Source organism: Streptomyces sp. NPDC088387 (assembly GCF_044753385.1).
GTDB lineage: Bacteria > Actinomycetota > Actinomycetes > Streptomycetales > Streptomycetaceae > Streptomyces.
In genome coordinates, this window is record NZ_JBIVNC010000002.1 from 576,758 (window position 1) to 593,324 (window position 16,567).

The window sequence follows — 16,567 nt, forward strand, 5'->3', positions numbered from 1 at the left end:
CCTCGGCCACCGACAGCGGCGCGAGCTGCGGGACCGAGGGGTGACATGGGCAGGTCGAACACAACGGATCGTCCCTACGACATCGTGCTGTTCGGGGCCACCGGCTTCGTCGGCGCCCTGACCGCCGAGTACCTCGCGGCGCACGCGCCGAAGGGGCTGCGCTGGGCGGTCTCCGGCCGCGGTGAGGAGCGGCTGCGCGCGCTGCGGGACCGGCTTCCGGGCGGCGAGGCGATCGGGGTGCTGCCCGCCGACGTGACCGACCCGGCGTCGCTGCGTGCCCTCGCCGGGCAGGCGCGGGTGGTCGCGACGACCGTCGGCCCGTATCTGACCCACGGCGAGGAACTCCTGGCCGCCTGCGCCGACGCGGGCACCGACTACCTCGATCTGTGCGGCGAGGCCGAGTTCGTGGACCTGATGTACGTCCGGCACGACGCACGCGCGCGGGAGACCGGCGCGCGGCTGCTGCACGCGGCCGGTTTCGACTCGGTCCCGTACGACCTGGGCGCCTACTTCACGGTCCGGCAGCTGCCCGAGGGTGTGCCGCTGTCCGTGGACGGTTTTATGGCCGCCGACGCCATGTTCTCCGGCGGCACCTTCGCGTCCTCGCTCCACCAGGCGGGCCGGGTCCGGCAGATGACCGCCGCCGCGCGGGAGCGCCGGCGGCACGAGCCGCGGCTGGTCGGCAGGCGCGCCTCGGTGCCGGTGAGCGCGCCCCGGTTCGCCGGGGAGGTCGGCGCGTGGGCGGTGCCGATGCCCACCATCGACCCGCAGATCGTGTGCCGGTCGGCACGCGCGCTGGACCGTTACGGCCCGGACTTCCGCTACCGCCAGTACGCGGCCGTACGGCGGCTGCCGGTCGCGCTCGGCGGGGTGGCGGCCTTCGGCGCGCTCGCCGCCGCCGCGCAACTGCCGCCCGCGCGGCGCTGGCTGACCGAGCGGTACCGGCCGGGCGACGGGCCGGACGCGGAGAAGCGGGCGCGCAGCTGGTTCTCGCTGCGGCTCGTCGGGGAGGGCGCGGGCCGCCGTGTGTACACCGAGGTCGCGGGCGGTGACCCGGGCTACGGCGAGACGGCGAAGATGTTCGCCGAGGCCGCGATGGCCCTGGTCCTCGACGCACTGCCGGACACCTCGGGACAGGTCACCACTGCGGTGGCGATGGGCGACGCGCTCATCGAGAGGCTGGTCCGCGCGGGCATCACGTTCCGGGTGGCCGCCACCCGCTGAGGCACCCGCGCCCCGCGCTGCGGGGACTCGCCTAGAGGGGCCACTGGACCAGCGTGTAGACCATGCCGCCTATCCAGCCCACACCCGCGAGCACGGCGACCAGAAGGGCGGCGTTCACGGCCCGCTCGACGGGACGGCCGGGGTCGGACAGGGGCTTCGGGGCACGGTGTGTCGTCATGCGCCCAGCCTTTCGTCCGGGCGGGCCCCGGACATCCGTACAGGTACTCAGACGACGTACTCAGCCGCAGGAACGCGCAGCCGCCGCTCACTTCCTGCGCGATTTGAGGCTTGGCGGCCCCGGGCCCCTGTCTTCTCCTGCCCGTCCGGCGCAAAAGTCCCCACTAGGACTTCAATGAAACACTTGAAGGGCAGGTCAGCAGCCGATCAGAAGGTGGTGGAGCGCGTGAAGTTCGTCCTCGAGGTCACGGTGGACGAAGGGGCGATGGCCAAGGACCCGGTGGGTGAGCTGGGCCGGATCCTGCGGTACTGGGGCGGCAACATGCGCCACTACGCCGTACAGCCCGGGGACACGAGCACGATCTACGACTCGGAGTACCGCGAGGTCGGCGAGTGGCGGATCGTGGCCTCCTGAAGCGCCCTGCGGCACAGGGAGTCCGCTCGGCGGGTGGTCTCGGGGAGGCGGTGGGCGGGGGTGAGCGCGAGCGTGTGCGCGCACGCGTTGGCGAGACTCACACGGTGGCCGACGGAGACGTAGACCGGCTTGACGCCGTCGCGGGTGCGCAGCGCGCGGCCGACCTCCTCCTCGCCCGCGAGGAGCGGCGCGGACGATCCGCGCGGGGTGCCGGGCGCCTCGTAGGTGAAGGTGAAGGGGTTCTTGGCGACGCCGATCGTCGGCAGGCCGGTCAGCACACCGAGGTGGCTGGCGAGGCCGAAGCGGCGCGGGTGGGCGCGGCCGTAGCCGTCGCACACCACCAGTCCCGGCGGGCACGGCAGCGCGTCCAGGGCGGCGAGCACGGTGGGGATCTCGCGGAAGGCGAGCAGCCCGGGGACGTACGGGAAGGAGATCCGGCCCAGGGCGGTGGCCTCGGCGACCACGTCGAGGCTCACCGCGTCCAGGACCACGGCCGCCGCGGCGACGAGGTCCAGGTCGTCGTCGTAGGCGACGTCCACGCCGGTGACCGTGCCGGTCCCCGGTACCGGCCCGGACTCGTCGAGCATCACCGCCGCGCGCAGCTCGTCCTGCACCGCGCGGGCCTGCTCCTCGGTCGCGGGCCAGCCCGCGGGGATCTCTACGGTCGTCATGGTGGCCAGAGCCTAGCCACCGCGCGGCCGTGTCCGTTCCTGTGGGGCGGGAGGGTCAGGGCTCCAGCCGTGCCGCCCGGCCCTTCTCGCCCGCCGCCCAGCAGGCCAGGTCGGGGGTGCAGTCGACGGTGTCGTAGGAGCCCGTGTCGACGGTCCGCCAGGTGCGGCCCGCGTCGGTGGTGAGGTCGGTTCCGGTCGGGCCGACGGCGAGGGCGGCGCTGCGGCTGTACGGGAGCCAGACGACGCCGGAGCGGTAGGCGGGCGGCGAGGTGGTGGCCGACCGCCAGGTGCGGCCGGCGTCCGTCGTGCGGGCCGCCGCCTGCGGGGAGGGCTGGTCCGGGTTGAAGTCGCCGCCGACGGCGAGTCCGTGGGTGCGGTCGCGGAAGGCGAGGGCGAAGACACCGCGGGCCGAGGTGCCGGCCGGGATGGGGCTGTCGGTGGCGGTCCAGGTCAGACCGCGGTCGGTGGAGTGCAGCACCCGCGCGCGTGCCGCGCCGCCGGTGGCCATCCACACGTCCTTCGGCCCGGAGGCGACCAGGCACTGCCCGCTGGCCGCGAACCCGGCCTCGCCGGGCAGCGCGGGCGGCATGCCCTTGTCCGGGAGCACCTTCCAGGAACGGCCGCCGTCGCGGGTGGACAGGATCCGGAACTTCCCGTCGACCGGGTCGCTCATGGCCAGGCCGTTGCGTGTGTCGAAGAAGGTGACGCAGTCGTAGAAGGCGCGCGCGTCGGTGTTGCGGAAGGACTCCGTCCAGGTCGTGCCGCCGTCCTCGGTGCGGTACACGCGCGAGGCCTCGCCCTCGCCGATGGCCAGCACCACCGCGCGGCGTGCGTCGAACGCCTCGACGTCCCGGAACTGAAGGTCGGTGGTGCCCGGCGGGGACACGTTCCGCCAGTGCGCGCCGCCGTCGGTGGTCCGCAGCACGGTGCCGCCGGTGCCGGCCAGCCAGGCCGTCGAGCGGCTGACGGCGGACAGGCCCCGGTAGCGCACCTCGGGTGTGCCGGTGTCCTTCAGCTGCCAGTGCGGGGCGCGGTTCCGCGCGGAGGCGGTCTGTGCCGCGCCCTCGTCCGCGTGTGCCGCCGCCGGGACGGCCGTCGCGGCGAGGGCCGCCGCCCAGGCCACGCCGACGGCGACCGTCCGCCGCATCCGCGCGGATCGCCCCACAGGCCCCACTCGTCCTGCCCGCATCGCCCATATCGCCACTGCCGTGCGTCGCATACTCCCCAAGGGCCTCATGGCGGGCGAAGCTAGCCGAGCGCCCGGGTGGCGTCCAGAGGGCGGTGGACGCACGGGCATGTGCCGATACGCGCGGGGGACACGGTGACAGAGGTCACTGGAGATTCATGTGCACGTCCTGGCCCATTTCTTCGTCTCTCTCCATGACCGGCCTCGTCCATCCGGAGGCGCGCCGCCGGTCAGACCGGAAGCTCGTTCCGCCGTCACAAGGGAGCAAGGTCGTGTCCACAGTCATCGAGCAGCCCGTGGAGGCCCGACTCGTCGCAGCCGCGCCCCGTATGCCGAACATCCCGGCCACGCTGCGCTACGACCGCAGTGAGCCGTTCGCCGTCCGTATGACCTTCCCCGCCCAGGCCACCCTGGAGGGCGTGGAGGTGTGCTGGACGTTCTCGCGCGAACTGCTGGCGGCCGGTCTGGAGGGCCCGGAGGGCCAGGGCGACGTCCGGGTCCGGCCGTACGGGTACGACCGGACCGTGCTGGAGTTCCACGCCCCGGAGGGCACGGCCGTGGTGCACATCCACTCGGCGGACGTGCGCAGCTTCCTGGAGGCGACCGGCGATCTGGTGTCCGAGGACCGGGAGCACCTCCAGTTCGACCTGGACCGCGGCCTCGCGGAGCTGATGCGCGACGCCTGCTGACGGCACGGTCAGCGGGCGTCCCCGAACAGGGCGTTGAGCTCGCCGTAGGGCAGCCCGTCGCCCACCGTGTCGTACGTCCCCGCGTCGAGCAGCTCCCGTGCGGCGCGGCGGACTGTGGCGTGCGCGGCCTCGGCGATACGGCCGCCGGTGCTGACGCGGGCGACGCCCAGGGCGGCGAGTTCGGCGACGGGTGGGAGTCCGGCGCCCACCACCACGTTCAGCGGCGCGTCCACGCCGTCGACGAGCAGTTTCAGCGTCTTCGGGTCGACGGCCCCGGGGACGAAGATGCCGTCGGCGCCGGCAGCGCGGAAGGCGGCGGCCCGCTCCAGCGTGGCGTCCACTCCCCCGGCGCCCGAGAGGAACGTGTCGATTCGCGCGTTGACGAAGAGCGGCACCCCTGCCGCGTCCGCGGCCTCGCGGGCGGCGGCGATCCGCTCGGCCTGCTCGGCCACCGCGCGCAGCGGCCCGGAGCCCGGCTCGTGCAGGGCGTCCTCGATGTTGACGCCGACCGCGCCCGCGGCGAGCACCGCGCGGACGGTGTCGGCGACTCCGGCCGGGTCGGCCGCGTAGCCGCTCTCGATGTCGGCGGTCACCGGTACGTCCACGAGGGCGGCGATGCCCGCGACCACCGCGAGGGCCCGGTCACGGTCCAGGTGGTCGCCGTCCGCGGCGCCGAGTCCCCAGGCGAGCCCGGCGCTGGTGGTCGCGACGGCCGCGGCACCGGCGTCCTCGATGATCCGGGCGCTCGCGAGGTCCCAGGCGTTGGGCAGCAGCAGCGGGCGGCCCGGGACGTGCAGGGCGTGGAAGTGGCGGGCGCGGTCCTGAAGGGTGGTGTCGGTCGTCATACGTCCAGCCAACCAGCCGCGCGCGTGCGGGGCTGGCAGGAATCCGACACGGTCGTCGAAGTCCCGCACGGCCGGCGGTGCGGCCGGCGGTGCGGACCACGCGGAAAAGCCCGTTGACACCCGTCCCGCACGCTCGTACGGTGTACAACGCTTCTGTTGCCGCCGATTGGAGAAGGACGTTGCTCGTCTGAGGTCCTGAGACACCACGCCACACCGCACCGGTGTGAGCGTCGCGTGCCGACCTCGGCGTTCGAGCCGTCCTTGCGGAACAGGGGCCTTTTCCATGCCCCGGCCCACCGCCCTTGCCCACGGCCTCGACCCACCGCCCCGTCGTCACGCCCCCGTGTCTCGATACGCGTTGCTGCCCCCTGATCGCTCCAAGCAACCGCGAGGCCCGTATGTCATCTTCCATCACTGTCACCTCCCTCTCCTACGCCTGGCCGGACGGCACCGCCGTCTTCGACGGCATGGACGCCTCCTTCGGTACCGGCCGTACGGGCCTGGTCGGCGTCAACGGATCGGGAAAGTCCACCCTGTTGAAACTGGTCGCCGGTGAACTCCGCCCGGCCGACGGCATGATCCGTGTCGCCGGCGAGGTCGGGTACCTCCCGCAGAGCGTCACGCTGGACACCGCGCTCCGCGTCGACCAGGCGCTCGGCATCGCCGGGCAGCGGGCCGCGCTGCACGCCATCGAGTCCGGCGACGTGTCCGAGGCGCACTTCGAGACCGTCGGCGACGACTGGGACGTCGAGGAGCGCGCCCTGGCCACGCTCGGCGAACTCGGGCTCGCACACGTCGGGCTGGACCGCACCATCGGTGAGGTCTCGGGCGGCGAGTCGGTGCTGCTCCGGCTGGCCGCGCTGCTGCTCCGCCGGCCCGACGTGCTGCTGCTCGACGAGCCGACCAACAACCTCGACGTGTACGCCCGCCGAAGGCTGTACGCGGCCGTGGAGGCCTGGCCGGGTGTGCTGGTCGTGGTCAGCCACGACCGTGAACTCCTCGACCTGGTCGACCAGATCGCCGATCTGCGGTCCGGGGAGATCACCTGGTACGGCGGCAACTACTCGGCCTACGAGGAGGCGCTCGCCACCGAACAGGAGGCCGCGGAACGCATGGTGCGCGTCGCGGAGGCCGACCTGAAGAAGCAGAAACGCGAACTGGTCGACGCCCAGGTGAAGTTGGCCCGGCGCAAGCGGTACGGCCAGAAGATGTTCGAGCAGAAGCGCGAGCCGAAGATCGTCATGGGGGCGCGCAAGCGCGCGGCGCAGGTGTCCGCGGGCAAGCACCGCATCATGCACGAGGAGAAGCTCACCGAGGCGAAGGACCGGCTGGACGAGGCGGCGGAGGCCGTCCGGGACGACGACGAGATCCGCGTCGACCTGCCGTACACGGCGGTGCCGGCCGGGCGTTCCGTGCTCACCCTGCGGGAGCTGGAACTGCGGTACGGGGCCCGGGTCGCCGGAGGGTTCGATCTGTACGGTCCGGAGCGGATCGCGCTGGTCGGGCGCAACGGCGCGGGCAAGACGACGCTGCTGCGCACGATCGCCGGGGAGCTGGAGCCGGTGTCGGGCGAGGCGACGGCCCATGTCCCGCTGCGGTTCCTGCCGCAGCGCCTCGACGTGCTCGACGGTTCCCTGACGGTCGCCGAGAACGTGGCCCGGTTCGCGCCCGGCGCCACCAACAACCGGATCCGGTCGCGGCTGGCCCGCTTCCTGTTCCGGGGCGCCCGCGCGGACCAGTCGGCGGACACCCTGTCCGGCGGCGAGCGGTTCCGGGCGGCTCTCGCGGCGCTGATGCTGGCGGAGCCGGCCCCGCAGCTGCTGATGCTGGACGAGCCGACGAACAACCTGGACATGGCGAGCGTACGGCAGCTCACCTCGGCCCTGGAGAGCTACGAGGGGGCGCTGATCGTGGCCAGTCACGATCTGCCGTTCCTGGAGTCCGTCGGCATCACCCGCTGGCTGCTGCTGGACGGAGAACTCTCGGAAATCACGCCAGAAGCTGTCGGGTTTGAGGCCTAGCGTCGGCCGTATGCGCGAGTTCATCACCATCACCGGAGCCAGGGAGAACAACCTCAAGGACGTCGCCCTCCGGATCCCGAAAGGCCGGCTGACCGTGTTCACCGGCGTTTCGGGATCGGGGAAGTCGTCCGTCGTCTTCGACACCGTCGCGGTGGAGTCGCAGCGCCAGCTGAACGAGACGTTCAGCTGGTTCGTGCGCAACCGGCTGCCCAAGTATGAGCGGCCGCACGCGGACGCGCTGGAGGACCTCGCCCCCGCGATCGTCGTCGACCAGCGGCCGGTCGGCGGGCACTCCCGCTCGACGGTCGGCACGATGACGGACGTCTACTCGGTGCTGCGGGTGCTGTTCTCCCGGCACGGCACCCCGAGCGCCGGAGCGGCGACGGCGTACTCGTTCAACGACCCGTCGGGCATGTGCCCGCGCTGCGACGGACTGGGCCGCACGGTCCGGCCGGACTGGGAGCGGATCCTCGACCCGGCCAGGTCGCTCGCGCAGGGGGCGGTGCGCTTCCCGCCGTTCACCGCGGGCACCTGGCAGGGGAAGACGTACACCAACAGCCCGGAACTGGACCCGGACAAGCCGGTCGGCGAGTTCACCGCCGCCGAGCGGGAGTTCCTGATGCGGGGGCGGCCCGGCAGCAAGGTCGACGTCAGCGGTGCGGGCGGCACCTGGACGACCGACTACGAGGGCCTCGCCGACCGCTTCGAGCGGCTGTACCTCAACCGTGATCTGTCGGGGTTCAGCCAGAAGACCCGCGACCTCGTCGCCGGCTATCTCGCGGAGGGGGTCTGCCCGGAGTGCTCGGGCGCCCGGCTGAACGCGGCGGCGCTCGCGTCCCGGATCCGCGGGCTGTCCATCGCCGACTGCGCCCGGATGCAGATCACGGACCTCGTCGGCGTACTGCGGGAGATCGACGACCCGGTGGCCCGGCCGGTCGCGGCGGCGGCCGTCGGCGCGCTGGAGCGGATCGACGCCATCGGGCTCGGCTATCTCAGCCTGGACCGGGAGACGTCGACCGTGTCCGGCGGCGAGGGGCAGCGGCTGAAGACCGTGCGGCATCTCGGATCGAGCCTGACCGGGATGACGTACATCTTCGACGAGCCCAGCGTCGGGCTGCACCCGCGCGATGTGCACCGGCTCGGCGATCTGCTGCTGCGGCTGCGCGACAAGGGCAACACCGTGCTCGTGGTGGAGCACGACCCGGACGTGATCGCGCTCGCCGACCATGTGGTCGACATGGGGCCGGGAGCGGGGACCGCGGGCGGCACGGTGGTGTTCGAGGGCACACCCGCCGAACTGGCCCGCGCCGACACACCGACCGGGCGCTGCCTGGGCCGCCGTACGGCACTCAAGGACACCGTGCGCGAGGCCGACGGCGGGTTGTGGGTGAAGGGCGCGGACCGGCACAACCTGCGGGACGTGACGGTGGAGTTCCCGACCGGCGTGCTGACCGTGGTGACCGGGGTCGCCGGATCGGGCAAGAGCACACTGGTCGCGCAGTTCACCGAAACCCATCCGGACGCCGTGGTCGTCGACCAGTCGTCGATCGGCATCTCGGGGCGCTCGACGCCGGCGACGTATCTGGGCGTGATGGACCCGGTCAGGCGGCTGTTCGCCCGGGAGACGGGCACCGAGCCGGGTCTGTTCAGCTTCAACTCCTCGGGCGCGTGCCCCACGTGCGAGGGGCGTGGGGTCATCCACACCGACCTCGCGTTCATGGACCCGGTCACCACCACCTGCCACGACTGCGAGGGCCGGCGCTTCAAGGACGAGGTACTGCGGCTGACCGTGGCCGGCCGCTCTGTCGCGGACGTCCTGGAGATGACGGCCGAGCAGGCGCTGGACGTCCTCACGGACCCGGGTGTGCGCAGGCGGCTGCACGCCCTGAAGGACGTCGGGCTGACCTATCTCACCCTCGGCCAGCCGATGTCGACACTGTCCGGCGGCGAACGCCAGCGCATCAAGCTGGCCACCCGGCTGCATCGCAGGGGCGCGGTCTACGTGCTCGACGAACCGACGACCGGACTGCACATGTCCGACGTGGACGGCCTGCTCGCCCTGCTGGACCGGCTGGTCGACACGGGCAACACGGTGGTGGTCGTCGAGCACAACCTGGACGTGGTGGCGCACGCCGACCGGATCATCGACCTGGGCCCCGACGGGGGCCGGGACGGCGGCCGGGTGATCTTCGAGGGGACACCGCGGGAGCTGCTCGCCGCGCGGGACTCGTTCACCGCGGACCATCTCAGGAGGGCCACAGCCTGACTACGGGGGTTTTGTCCGCACGGGTGTGCGCTGCATGATGGCGGACCGGTGCCCCAGGCGCCGGTGCCGTCGTCGCCGATCCGGAGTGATCCCCGTGCCCAGCAGGAAAGCCCTCGTCCGCCGCCCCAGCCCCCGACTCGCCGAAGGTCTCGTCACGCACATCGAGCGCGAGGACGTCGACACCGGGCTGGCGGCCGAGCAGTGGGAGGCCTACGTCGCGGCACTGGCCGAACACGGCTGGGAGATCGTCGAGGTCGACCCGGCCGACGACTGCCCCGACTCGGTGTTCGTCGAGGACACCGTGGTCGTCTACAAGAACGTCGCCCTGATCGGCCGGCCGGGCGCCGGGTCGCGGCGCGACGAGACGGCCGGTGTGGAGGAGGTCGTCGCGGGCCTCGGCTGCTCGGTGAACTGGGTCTGGGAGCCCGGCACGCTGGAGGGCGGTGACGTGCTGAAGGTCGACGACACGATCTACGTCGGCCGCGGCGGGCGCACCAACGCCGCCGGCGTCCAGCAGTTGCGCGCCACGTTCGAGCCGCTCGGCGCGCGGGTCGTGACGGTGCCGGTGAGCAAGGTGCTGCACCTGAAGTCGGCGGTCACCGCGCTGCCCGACGGAACGGTCGTCGGGCACATCCCGATGATGGACACCCCGTCCCTGTTCGGGCGCTTCCTGCCGGTGCCGGAGGAGTCGGGGGCGCATGTAGTGCTCCTCGGCGGGAACTCGCTCCTCATGGCGGCGAGCGCGCCGAAGACCGCGGAGCTGTACCGCGATCTCGGTTACGCACCGGTACTCGTCGACATCAGTGAGTTCGAGAAGCTCGAAGGTTGTGTGACATGCCTCTCGGTACGGCTGCGGGATCTGTACGCCTGACGGGTGAGTCGATCACCCGATCGGCCCCGGACCTGCGGTCCCGGCGACTGACCCCGTTCCCCGTGTACATGCCGTGAGCTGGGACCTTTACCGCACACTTAACCTACGGTCCCGTAACCTACGGATTCGTAGCCTACGATCTCGTAGGTTCCCGGCCCGCTCGCCGGTCGACTCTCCCCTGTACGACGTCCCCCTGGAGTTCCCGTGACGATCACCTCCCCCCATCTCGGCAGCCCTTCCGTCTGGACCGACGCCCGGCTGTTGCTCGCGCTGGAGGAAGTGGTCGAGAAGGAACTCAACCGGCATCTGAAGGTCGCCAAGGACTGGATGCCGCACGAGTACGTGCCCTTCAGCGACGGCCGCAACTTCCCCGGTCTGTTCGACGACGGCGAGGCCTGGGAGAAGGAGCAGTCCAAGGTCACCGAGATCGGCCGCATCGCGCTTGTGGTCAACCTCCTCACCGAGGACAACCTGCCCAGCTACCACCACGAGATCGCCTCCCTGTTCGGCCGGGACGGCGCCTGGGGCACCTGGGTGCACCGCTGGACCGCGGAGGAGGGCCGGCACGGCATCGTGATGCGCGACTACCTGCTCACCTCGCGCGCGGTGGACCCGGACAAGCTGGAGCAGTTCCGCATGTCCCACATGAGCGAGGGCTTCGAGTCGGACAACCGGCACTCGATGCTGCACTCGGTGGCGTACGTCGCCTTCCAGGAGCTCGCGACCCGGATCTCGCACCGCAACACCGGCCACCAGTCCGGCGACCCGGTCTGCGACCGCATGCTCGCGCGCATCGCGACCGACGAGAACCTCCACATGGTCTTCTACCGCAACCTCCTCGGCGCGGCCTTCGAGCTCGCCCCCGACCTCACCATGCAGGCCGTGCGGGACGTCGTGGTGAACTTCCGGATGCCCGGCCACGGCATCCCCGGCTTCGAGCGCGCCGCCGCGCAGATGGCCATCGGCGAGGTCTACAACCTGCGGATCCACCACGACGACGTGATCCAGCCGGTGCTGCGGTTCCTCAAGGTGCTGGACATCGACAATCTCGGCCCCGAGGGTCTCCAGGCGCAGGAGGAACTGGGCCTGTTCATGGGCGGCCTGAACGCCGAGGCGTCCAAGTTCGACGAGAAGCTGGCCGCCCGCAAGGCGCGGCTCGCGGCCCGCGCGGCGGGCTGACACCCGCCGGGGGGGCACGACCGGGTGCCGGTGAGCCGGTACTGGGGCGGGGCTCAGTCCGAGGCGCGGCGCAGCTGGAGGCGCTCCTTCTCGGACATCCCGCCCCACACACCGAAGCGCTCGTCGTTCTCCAGGGCGTACTCCAGGCACGCGGTGCGCATCTCGCACATACCGCAGATGCGCTTGGCCTCGCGCACCGAGCTGCCCGGCTCGGGGAAGAAGAAGTCCGCCCCGGTCTGCGCGCACAGGGCCTGGTCCCGCCAGGCGGGGGCGGCCGGGGTAATGGTGTCGAAGTGCATGGTCCAGATGGTGTCGGGCCGCGCAAAACGTTCGCTCAACGCCGGATCAACGCCGCCGTCCATGGCCCCAGGCCGTCCGATCGTGCACCCGCCGGGTGACACGGCGCACGGCGGCGCGCGGACGGCACCGGAACTCGCGGCGTCCGGGCCTTCACCCACCGTCACGGCGAACGCGTCCGTTCCGGCAGCGATTGTCGGTGCGCGGTGCGAGACTCGGCACTGTTGGCAGCGGGCCCCTTTCCCAGGAGGGCGATCATGCTCACCACCCGTTTCGTCACCGGCGCGCCGAACTGGCTCGATCTCGGCACGCCCGACATCGACCGAGCCGCCGGCTTCTACGACGCCCTGTTCGGCTGGCAGTTCCAGTCGGCGGGCCCCGAGGCCGGCGGATACGGCTTCTTCCGGCTCGACGGCCGCACGGTGGCCGGCGGTATGCAGACCGGCGCCGAAGACGGCCCGCCCGCCTGGACGGTGTACTTCCAGAGCCCGGACGCCGACGCCACCGTGAAGGCCGTCGAGAAGGCCCACGGCAGCGTGCTGATGGCCCCCATGGACGTCATGGCCCAGGGCCGGATGGCGCTGCTCACCGACCGCGCGGGCGTGCCCTACGGGATCTGGCAGCCGGGGCAGTTGAAGGGCCTCGACGTGGTCTCCGAGTCGGGGTCGCTGTGCTGGCTGGAGCTGTACACGCCGGACATCGCGGCCGCGGCGGGGTACTACAACGCGGTGCTGGGCTGGGAGACGTCGTCGGTGTCGTTCGACGAAGGTTTCTACACGTGCTTCAACCCCGGCGGTCAGAGCGAGGACACCATGTTCGCCGGTCTCGTCCAGCTCCACGACGACCCGACGGACTCGGGCGCCGCCCCGTACTGGCTGCCGTACATCGCGGTCGACGACCCCGACGGGGTCTGCGAGCGGGCCGGCCAACTGGGCGGCACCGTGCGGCTGGCGCCGACGGACGTGCCGGACGTGGGGCGCATGGCCAAGCTGGCGGACCCGTTCGGTGCCCGGTTCGCGGTGCTGAGGCCGGAGCCGCGGCAGGAGGGGTGACGGGTCCGTCGTCCTAGGCGGAGGCGCGCCGGACCAGTGTGGTCGGCAGGATCACGCTGTTCGACGACCCGGAGTCGAGCGGTTCGTCGCCGCGCAGGGCGCTCAGCAGCCGCCGGGCCATCAACTGGCCCATGCCCAGGATGTCCTGGCGGACCGTGGTGAGCGGCGGGTCGGACTGCTCCACGATGGCCTGCATGTCGTCGAACCCGACCACCGCGACGTCCTGCGGGACCCGCAGGCCCCGTTCCCGCAGCGCGCGCAGCGCCCCCACCGCGGTCAGGTCGTTCGCGGCGAACACGGCGTCCAGGTCCGGGCGCCGGTCGAGCAGTTCGCGCATCGCGCGCTCGCCGCCGAAGTACGTGAAGTCGCCGTGCGCGACGAGTCCCGGGTCGGCGTCGCCGACGACGTCCCGGTAGCCGTCGAGCCGGTCCGCCGCGGAGGTCTGGTCGAGGGCGCCGGTGATGTGCGCGACCCGGGTGCGGCCGAGGGCGAGGAGATGCCGTACGGCCTCGCGGGCGCCGCCGCGGTTGTCGCTGTCGACGTACACCGTGGGTTCCGTGTCCGGCTCCGGACGGCCGCCGAAGACGGCGGGGACGCCCGCGCGCCGGATCAGGGCGGGGAGCGGGTCGTCGAGGTGCAGGGAGAAGACGAGGGCGCCGTCCACGTGGCCGCCGGCGAGGTAGCGGCCCACGCGGGCGTGGTCGTGGCGGCCCTCGGTGAGGAGGAGGACGAGCTGGTTGTCGTGGGCCGTCAGCTCCTTGCTGATGCCGCGGAGCTGGAGGGCGAAGAAGGGGTCCGCGAAGACGCGGGTCTCCGGTTCGGCGACGACCACGGCGATGGCGTCGTGGCGGCGGGTGACGAGGCTGCGGGCGGCCTGGTTGGGGACGTAGCCGAGTTCCTCGACGGCTTGGCGGACTCGTTCCACGAGGGGGGGTCTTACGCCGTCGCCGCCGTTTACCACGCGGGATGCGGTGGCTCTTGATACGCCTGCCAGCGCTGCCACTGCTTCCAGTGTGGGGCGCGCTGTGTCGGTCACGTGGGGGTCCTCTCGGCGGTTGCCGATCAGAATAGCGACGGCCCTCCGGGCGGGGGGTTGGGCGGGTGCGGGTCTGTGACGGTTGTTCGCGCAGTTCCCCGCGCCCCTGTCGATCACGGGCGTCGCCCCGGTGCGGGCAGTTGGTGGCCGGTCGCGCCGTTCCCCGCGCCCCCGAGGGCCCATCGGTCGCCATTCGGCCGCGGGCCCGGTGGGGGTTTGTCGCGCAGTTCCCCGCGCCCCTCAAAAGGTCGTCGGTCGGGCGCGGGCCGGTGGGGGCGTGTCGCGCCGTTCCCCGCGCCCCTGAAAAGGTCGTCGGTCGGGCGCGGGCCGGTGGGGGCGTGTCGCGCCGTTCCCCGCGCCCCTGAAAAGGTCGTCGGTCGGGCGTGGGCCGGTGGGGGTTTGTCGCGCAGTTCCCCGCGCCCCTGAAAAGGTCGTCGGTCGGGCGCGGGCCCGTGGGGGCTGGTCGCGCCGTTCCCCGCGCCCCTGCAAGCCCGCGTAGCCGCGGGAAGGCGTGTCGGTGGGCGGCACGGGTGGGCTTGGTGGCGGACCGTTGCGCCGGGCTGCGCAACGCCCCCCGGCGGTCAGTTCAGGAGGTTTAGCTGTTGGCCTATGTTCCTGTGGGTCGCGTGGTCGTAGGCCAGCCAGGCGAGGGCCAGGTCTTGCCAGGGTTGGCCGACCGGGGCGTAGACCGTGAGGGTGGTTGGGGACGTGCGGCCCGGGTGGGTGCCGTTCAGGACCTCGCCGAGGGTTGCGTCCGCGGCGTCACCCGGCAGTCCCGCCGACGCCAACACACCCGTCTCCAGCGCAAGTTGCCGGTCGTCGACGACCAGCAGCGCCGAAGTCAGCAGATCCGCCGCCAGCTCCCGCTTGCCCGGCTCGTCCGCCCCCAGGCTGGTGAAGTGCTGTCCCGGCGCCGCGTCCGCCAGGGCGAGCAGGGGCTCGCGCGACCACGTCGCGAGTACCACCGTGCCGGCCGCCGCCGCGACCTCCCCCGGCGACCCCGCCACCCGGCCCCCGTGGCGGGCGGCGAAGGACGCGGCACGCTCCGGGTCCGCGTCGTACACCACCAGCTCCCGCCGGTCCCGCAGCGCCGCCAGCCCCCGTACCGTCAGCTCCGCCTGCGCTCCCGCGCCGATGACCCCGACATCCTCCCCCGGCCCGGCCAGGACGTGCGTGCCGAGGGCCGCCGCGAGACCCGTCCGCCACGCCGTGACCGTCGCGGAGTCGAGCAGCGCGAGGAGTTCGCCGTCCCGGCCGCTGTGCAGGCAGACCACACCGCGCAGGGCCGGACGCGCGTCCGGGAACTTGGCGTTGACCTTGACCGTGTAGGCGTCGATGCCGGGCAGCACACCCGGGATCAGCGCGGTCGCCGTACCGGGGAAGGGCAGATCGGTGCGTACCCGCCGGCCGGCCACCGTCGCGTCCGGCGCGCGTACGAACCCCTCCCGCAGCGCGGCCACGCACGCCACGGGATCGAGTACGGCTTCCAGGTCGCTTCGGGTCAGGACACGGGTCACCCGTCCATGATCCCTCAGTGGTCGTGCTCCGCGGCGGCGTCCGGCTTCGCCCCCGTGCCGTGGCCGCCGTGCGGGTCGTAGCCCGGGATCGTGCCGTCCGTCTTCTTCACCAGGAACAGACCCACCATCCCCATGTCCGAGTGGCTCTGGACATGGCAGTGGTACATCCAGGCGCCCGCGCCCACACCCTCGCCCGCGATCACCTGGAAGCCGAAGGAGTCCGCCGGGCCCACGATCTTGTTGTCGATGACCTGGCTGGGGTCGTCGGGGCCGGTCAGCATGCCGGTGCGGTTGTCCGCCCAGCGATGACCGTGCATGTGGAACGTGTGGTAGTACTCGCCGTGCGTGATCATCACGAACTCGACCCGGTCGCCCACCGTCGCCTCGAAGTCGGGGCCGGAGTGCGCGGGCCGGTTGTTGATCTGCATGTCGTTGAAGACGACCGTGTGGGTGCGGTCCGGGAGGATGTCGCCCTTGCGCCGGACGACGACGGGACCGTAGAGGCCGTTGCGGATACCGCCGGTGCCGTGTTCCGAGCCGACGACGTGGTCGTGGTAGTGCCAGTAACCGGCGCTGCCCGCCCGCCAGGTGCCGTCCTTGCGGCGGCCCGGCGCGTGGGTGCGCCAGGTGTAGGTGCGGGTGCCGCCCGGCTCGACGTCGCTCTTGTTCATCCGGGTGCCGTCGCTGGTGATCTCGTAGTCCAGGCCGTGGACGTGCAGACTGACGGCGACGTCCATGGTGTTCTCGAACTCGACGTGCAGGGTGTCGCCCTCGTTCAGCTCGATCAGCGGGCCGGGTATGGACGCCTTGCCCTTCTCGAAGCCGTAGCCCATCCTGCCGCCGTCGAGCCGCTCGGCGTAGAGCTTGATGCGCCGGACCTCGCCGCCGGCCGGTGCCGTCCTGGCCGGTCCGTCGGCGCTCACGGCATCGGGCCCCAGGGACAACGATGTCGCGACCGCCGCGCCTCCCAGCAGCACACTCCGGTTGAACGCGCGTCTTTCCATGCCGAACTCCCCACTCCGGTACGGGATTCAGGACGGTAGCCGGAGCCGAGTCGTTTATCCACACTCAGGACAAAGTTTGTGCCATCCCGGTCATAGCTATTGGCGAAGTGAGCAAAG

At 72.2% G+C, this 16,567-nt stretch carries 16 protein-coding genes; 8 read left to right on the top strand and 8 right to left on the bottom strand.

The genetic code is table 11. The features are described 5' to 3' along the window. Window positions 1-45: 45 nt before the first annotated feature. Window positions 46-1,224, top strand: coding sequence for a saccharopine dehydrogenase family protein (locus tag ACIQAC_RS07115; protein ID WP_402187823.1), 1,179 nt, complete (start codon window positions 46-48; stop codon window positions 1,222-1,224). Window positions 1,225-1,255: 31 nt separating this feature from the next. Here ACIQAC_RS07115 and mmpA read toward each other — a convergent pair whose 3' ends face one another. After that, window positions 1,256-1,402, bottom strand: a complete 147-nt coding sequence (gene mmpA, locus ACIQAC_RS07120; protein ID WP_402187824.1) for a morphogenic membrane protein MmpA — start codon at window positions 1,400-1,402, stop codon at window positions 1,256-1,258. 225 nt (window positions 1,403-1,627) lie between these two features. Between mmpA and ACIQAC_RS07125 the strand changes: the two genes are divergently transcribed. Then, window positions 1,628-1,816 (top strand): hypothetical protein, encoded by a 189-nt coding sequence (locus ACIQAC_RS07125; RefSeq protein WP_402187826.1) that lies wholly within the window; start codon window positions 1,628-1,630, stop codon window positions 1,814-1,816. Here ACIQAC_RS07125 and ACIQAC_RS07130 read toward each other — a convergent pair. Together ACIQAC_RS07130 and ACIQAC_RS07135 are read right to left on the bottom strand one after the other, a co-directional pair. Continuing rightward, window positions 1,765-2,487, bottom strand: coding sequence for an endonuclease V (locus ACIQAC_RS07130; protein ID WP_402187828.1), 723 nt, complete (start codon window positions 2,485-2,487; stop codon window positions 1,765-1,767). The genes ACIQAC_RS07125 and ACIQAC_RS07130 overlap by 52 nt on opposite strands. A gap of 55 nt (window positions 2,488-2,542) precedes the next feature. Continuing rightward, the gene (locus ACIQAC_RS07135) at window positions 2,543-3,634 is read right to left on the bottom strand and encodes a WD40/YVTN/BNR-like repeat-containing protein (RefSeq protein WP_402188203.1); all 1,092 of its coding nucleotides are present in this window, start codon (window positions 3,632-3,634) and stop codon (window positions 2,543-2,545) included. A 311-nt stretch (window positions 3,635-3,945) separates the two neighbouring features. Here ACIQAC_RS07135 and ACIQAC_RS07140 point away from each other — a divergent pair, with 311 nt between their 5' ends. Next, window positions 3,946-4,362 carry an SsgA family sporulation/cell division regulator gene (locus tag ACIQAC_RS07140; RefSeq protein WP_402187830.1) on the top strand — a complete coding sequence of 139 codons (417 nt, stop codon included), beginning with the start codon at window positions 3,946-3,948 and terminating at the stop codon, window positions 4,360-4,362. Between the two features lie 8 nt (window positions 4,363-4,370). Here ACIQAC_RS07140 and ACIQAC_RS07145 read toward each other — a convergent pair whose 3' ends face one another. Beyond that, a complete protein-coding gene (locus ACIQAC_RS07145; RefSeq protein WP_402187831.1) occupies window positions 4,371-5,207 on the bottom strand; it encodes an isocitrate lyase/phosphoenolpyruvate mutase family protein in 837 nt (278 codons plus the stop codon). Window positions 5,208-5,605: 398 nt separating this feature from the next. On the opposite strand from ACIQAC_RS07145, the gene ACIQAC_RS07150 reads away from it, so the two are divergent. From ACIQAC_RS07150 to ACIQAC_RS07165, 4 genes are all read left to right on the top strand, one after another. Continuing rightward, window positions 5,606-7,228 carry an ABC-F family ATP-binding cassette domain-containing protein gene (locus ACIQAC_RS07150; RefSeq protein WP_402187833.1) on the top strand — a complete coding sequence of 541 codons (1,623 nt, stop codon included), beginning with the start codon at window positions 5,606-5,608 and terminating at the stop codon, window positions 7,226-7,228. A gap of 10 nt (window positions 7,229-7,238) precedes the next feature. Then, window positions 7,239-9,494, top strand: coding sequence for an ATP-binding cassette domain-containing protein (locus tag ACIQAC_RS07155; RefSeq protein WP_402187834.1), 2,256 nt, complete (start codon window positions 7,239-7,241; stop codon window positions 9,492-9,494). Between the two features lie 94 nt (window positions 9,495-9,588). Then, window positions 9,589-10,365 (top strand): dimethylargininase, encoded by a 777-nt coding sequence (ddaH, locus tag ACIQAC_RS07160; protein ID WP_402187836.1) that lies wholly within the window; start codon window positions 9,589-9,591, stop codon window positions 10,363-10,365. 204 nt (window positions 10,366-10,569) lie between these two features. Continuing rightward, complete coding sequence (locus tag ACIQAC_RS07165) at window positions 10,570-11,544, top strand: acyl-ACP desaturase (RefSeq protein ID WP_402187838.1); 975 nt, start codon at window positions 10,570-10,572, stop codon at window positions 11,542-11,544. Window positions 11,545-11,597: 53 nt separating this feature from the next. Here the strand turns inward: ACIQAC_RS07165 and ACIQAC_RS07170 are convergent, their stop codons facing one another. Further along, window positions 11,598-11,843: a WhiB family transcriptional regulator gene (locus ACIQAC_RS07170; RefSeq protein WP_402187839.1), complete on the bottom strand. Its 246-nt coding sequence runs from the start codon at window positions 11,841-11,843 to the stop codon at window positions 11,598-11,600. 255 nt (window positions 11,844-12,098) lie between these two features. Here ACIQAC_RS07170 and ACIQAC_RS07175 point away from each other — a divergent pair, with 255 nt between their 5' ends. After that, window positions 12,099-12,893 (top strand): VOC family protein, encoded by a 795-nt coding sequence (locus ACIQAC_RS07175; RefSeq protein WP_402187841.1) that lies wholly within the window; start codon window positions 12,099-12,101, stop codon window positions 12,891-12,893. 13 nt (window positions 12,894-12,906) lie between these two features. Here ACIQAC_RS07175 and ACIQAC_RS07180 read toward each other — a convergent pair whose 3' ends face one another. From ACIQAC_RS07180 to ACIQAC_RS07190, 3 genes are all read right to left on the bottom strand, one after another. Continuing rightward, window positions 12,907-13,929, bottom strand: coding sequence for a LacI family DNA-binding transcriptional regulator (locus tag ACIQAC_RS07180; protein ID WP_402187843.1), 1,023 nt, complete (start codon window positions 13,927-13,929; stop codon window positions 12,907-12,909). A 581-nt stretch (window positions 13,930-14,510) separates the two neighbouring features. Then, window positions 14,511-15,446 carry an ornithine cyclodeaminase family protein gene (locus tag ACIQAC_RS07185; RefSeq protein ID WP_402187844.1) on the bottom strand — a complete coding sequence of 312 codons (936 nt, stop codon included), beginning with the start codon at window positions 15,444-15,446 and terminating at the stop codon, window positions 14,511-14,513. Window positions 15,447-15,460: 14 nt separating this feature from the next. Beyond that, window positions 15,461-16,450, bottom strand: coding sequence for a multicopper oxidase domain-containing protein (locus tag ACIQAC_RS07190; RefSeq protein WP_402187846.1), 990 nt, complete (start codon window positions 16,448-16,450; stop codon window positions 15,461-15,463). Window positions 16,451-16,567 lie beyond the last annotated feature (117 nt).

What these genes read in the sequence shown, in the direction of transcription:
- ACIQAC_RS07175 (WP_402187841.1), top strand. Translation starts at nt 12,099, where the DNA reads ATGCTCACCACCCGTTTCGTCACCGGCGCGCCGAACTGGCTCGATCTC.
- ACIQAC_RS07115 (WP_402187823.1), top strand. Translation starts at nt 46, where the DNA reads ATGGGCAGGTCGAACACAACGGATCGTCCCTACGACATCGTGCTGTTC.
- ACIQAC_RS07170 (WP_402187839.1), bottom strand. Translation starts at nt 11,843, where the DNA reads ATGCACTTCGACACCATTACCCCGGCCGCCCCCGCCTGGCGGGACCAG.
- ACIQAC_RS07150 (WP_402187833.1), top strand. Translation starts at nt 5,606, where the DNA reads ATGTCATCTTCCATCACTGTCACCTCCCTCTCCTACGCCTGGCCGGAC.
- ACIQAC_RS07145 (WP_402187831.1), bottom strand. Translation starts at nt 5,207, where the DNA reads ATGACGACCGACACCACCCTTCAGGACCGCGCCCGCCACTTCCACGCC.
- mmpA (WP_402187824.1), bottom strand. Translation starts at nt 1,402, where the DNA reads ATGACGACACACCGTGCCCCGAAGCCCCTGTCCGACCCCGGCCGTCCC.
- ACIQAC_RS07130 (WP_402187828.1), bottom strand. Translation starts at nt 2,487, where the DNA reads ATGACGACCGTAGAGATCCCCGCGGGCTGGCCCGCGACCGAGGAGCAG.
- ACIQAC_RS07155 (WP_402187834.1), top strand. Translation starts at nt 7,239, where the DNA reads ATGCGCGAGTTCATCACCATCACCGGAGCCAGGGAGAACAACCTCAAG.
- ACIQAC_RS07135 (WP_402188203.1), bottom strand. Translation starts at nt 3,634, where the DNA reads ATGCGGCGGACGGTCGCCGTCGGCGTGGCCTGGGCGGCGGCCCTCGCC.
- ACIQAC_RS07190 (WP_402187846.1), bottom strand. Translation starts at nt 16,450, where the DNA reads ATGGAAAGACGCGCGTTCAACCGGAGTGTGCTGCTGGGAGGCGCGGCG.